General features: G+C 72.5%; 3 protein-coding genes. 1 reads left to right on the top strand and 2 read right to left on the bottom strand.

Annotated elements, in window-relative coordinates:
* The coding region (locus tag RIM90_RS30100; protein ID WP_309063907.1) for an amino acid permease at positions 1-749 on the bottom strand (749 nt) is incomplete at its 3' end.
* Positions 750-1,131: 382 nt separating this feature from the next.
* On the opposite strand from RIM90_RS30100, the gene RIM90_RS30095 reads away from it, so the two are divergent.
* Positions 1,132-1,713: a biotin transporter BioY gene (locus tag RIM90_RS30095; protein ID WP_309063906.1), complete on the top strand. Its 582-nt coding sequence runs from the start codon at positions 1,132-1,134 to the stop codon at positions 1,711-1,713.
* A gap of 76 nt (positions 1,714-1,789) precedes the next feature.
* Here the strand turns inward: RIM90_RS30095 and RIM90_RS30090 are convergent, their stop codons facing one another.
* Positions 1,790-2,059, bottom strand: a complete 270-nt coding sequence (locus RIM90_RS30090; protein WP_309063905.1) for an RICIN domain-containing protein — start codon at positions 2,057-2,059, stop codon at positions 1,790-1,792.
* Positions 2,060-2,240 lie beyond the last annotated feature (181 nt).

The following is a 2,240-nucleotide window of genomic DNA, read 5'->3' as shown; positions in this document are numbered from 1 at the left end:
GCGATCCGCCACATCGCCGTACGGACCGCGCTCGCCACGCCCTTGACCGGGTTCTCCGACTCGGCCGCCGCGATGGTCACCGTCTCCAGGCCGCCGTACGCGAAGACGGACGCGAGCAGGCCGATCACCAGACCCTCGCCGCCGTTGGGGAGGAAGTCGGTGAGGTGGGAGGCGCCCGGGGAGTCCGTGCCGGGCAGCACGCCCGCGACGGCCAGCACGCCGAGGCCGAGGAACAGGGTGATCGCGCCGACCTTCAGGGCCGCGAACCAGAACTCGAACTCGCCGAAGTTCTTCACCGCCGCGAGGTTCGTCCCGCAGAACACCAGCATGAACAGCGCCACCCACGCCCACTCGGGCGTGCCCGGCAGCCAGCCGGTGACGATCTTCGCGGCGCCGATGGCCTCCAGGCCGACCGCCGTGCACAGCAGCACCCAGAACGACCAGCCGGCGGTGAAGCCCGCCCAGGGGCCGATCGCCCGCTCGGCGTGCGCGGAGAAGGATCCCGACGAGGGGTACGCGGCCGACATCTCGCCCAGCATCCGCATCACCAGCATCACCAGGAGACCGGAGAGGGTGTAGGCGAGGACGATCGAGGGCCCGGCGGCGGCGATCCCCGCGCCGGACCCCACGAACAGGCCGGCGCCGATGACCCCGCCGAGGGCGATCATCGACAGGTGGCGCTGCTTCAGGCCGTGCGAGAGGGAGGTGTCGTCCGCCGTGGAGGGCGTCTCGACGGAGGTGCTGGGCATGGGCGCGGCTCGTTCACTGTGGGGGCCAAAACGCACCCAGTCTGGGCGACCCGTCCGCTCACGCGAAGAGGCTGCCCGGAATGCGGACGCACACCGTGCGGAGGGTGACCACCCGGTTACCTGGCGGTCGTCCGGTCCTCCGCTCGTGAGGCGGACGGTCCGTTTGGCGGGACTCCACAGCCGCCTTCCCAACGAACCCTGTAGGCGAAACCACTTCACCTCAGTGATCGGTGTCACGCCGTACCGGTGGTCACCTCTCTCCTTTGTCCGAAGCCCACCAAGCCCGCGTTCATCCCTTTGTCGAGCGCTGACGGTGATCGGTGCGGGGATGCCGGTATAGCGTCGCCGTGTCCTCGACTGCCCTCACCCTCGCGGAGTCCCCATGAGCACCGCTGCCGTCCCCTCCACCCGCGCCGGCCTGGTCCTCGCCGACCTGCTTCCGGCCTCCCGCGTCCGCGACGTCGCGCTCGTGCTCGGCGGTGCCGCCCTCACCGGCCTCGCCGCCCAGATCGCCGTGCCCGTCCCCGGCTCGCCGGTGCCGGTGACCGGCCAGACCTTCGCCGCGCTGCTCGTCGGCACCGCCCTCGGCGCGGGCCGCGGATTCGCCGCCCTCGCGGTGTACGCGCTGGCGGGCCTCGCCGGGGTGCCGTGGTTCGCGAACGGCTCCCACGGGATCGCCCCGTCCTTCGGCTACATCCTCGGCATGCTGCTGGCCGCCGCCGCCGTGGGCGCCCTGGCCCGCCGCGGTGCCGACCGCTCCGTCTGGCGGACGGCGGGCACCATGCTGCTCGGCTCGGCGGTCATCTACGCCGTCGGCGTGCCCTACCTGGCCCTGTCCACCGGCATGTCCGCCTCCGCCGCGGTCGCGGCCGGCCTCACCCCCTTCCTCATCGGTGACGCCCTGAAGGCGGCCCTGGCCATGGGAGTGCTGCCGACCGCCTGGAAGTTCGTCGGCAGGCGCTGACCGCACCCGGTCCACCACGCAAGAGGCTCGCCGCTCGTACCGAGGGCGAGCCTCGCTCCGTTTCCCCGGCCTCCGGTCAGGCGGGGGTGAACTGCTTCCAGGCCTGGGCGGCGGTGCCGTTGCACGTGTGGATCTGCACCTTGGTGCCGTTGGCGGTCCCCCCGTCGGCCGCGTTCAGGCACCTGCCCGAGTTCGGGTTCACCAGGGTGCCCTCGGGCGTGCTCTTCCAGCTCCGGCCCAGGGAGCCGTTGCAGTCCCACAGCTGCACCCTCGCGGCGGTGGGAACGCCGAGGAAGGCGGCGGCCAGGCCCGTGGCCGCGGCGACCACGGCGTGCGTCCGTCTCATGCTCGCTCCATCGCGAGATCGACAATGCGGTCGCTCAGGAGTCCACACCGCGAACGTCTCCGCGTCAGCCCTTCCGGTGCCGGCGTAAGGATTACGTCACATGGGGGAAACCGTCCCGGACACAGGGGGGCCGTCCCGGCGGGCCGGTCCCGGGCCCGCCGGGCGCACGACAGGCCACGGG

This window comes from Streptomyces sp. (assembly GCF_031181555.1).
Taxonomy (GTDB): Bacteria; Actinomycetota; Actinomycetes; order Streptomycetales; family Streptomycetaceae; genus Streptomyces; species Streptomyces fimbriatus.
The sequence above is the reverse complement of the archived record's forward strand: the minus strand, read 5'-3'. Positions and strand labels throughout refer to the sequence as shown.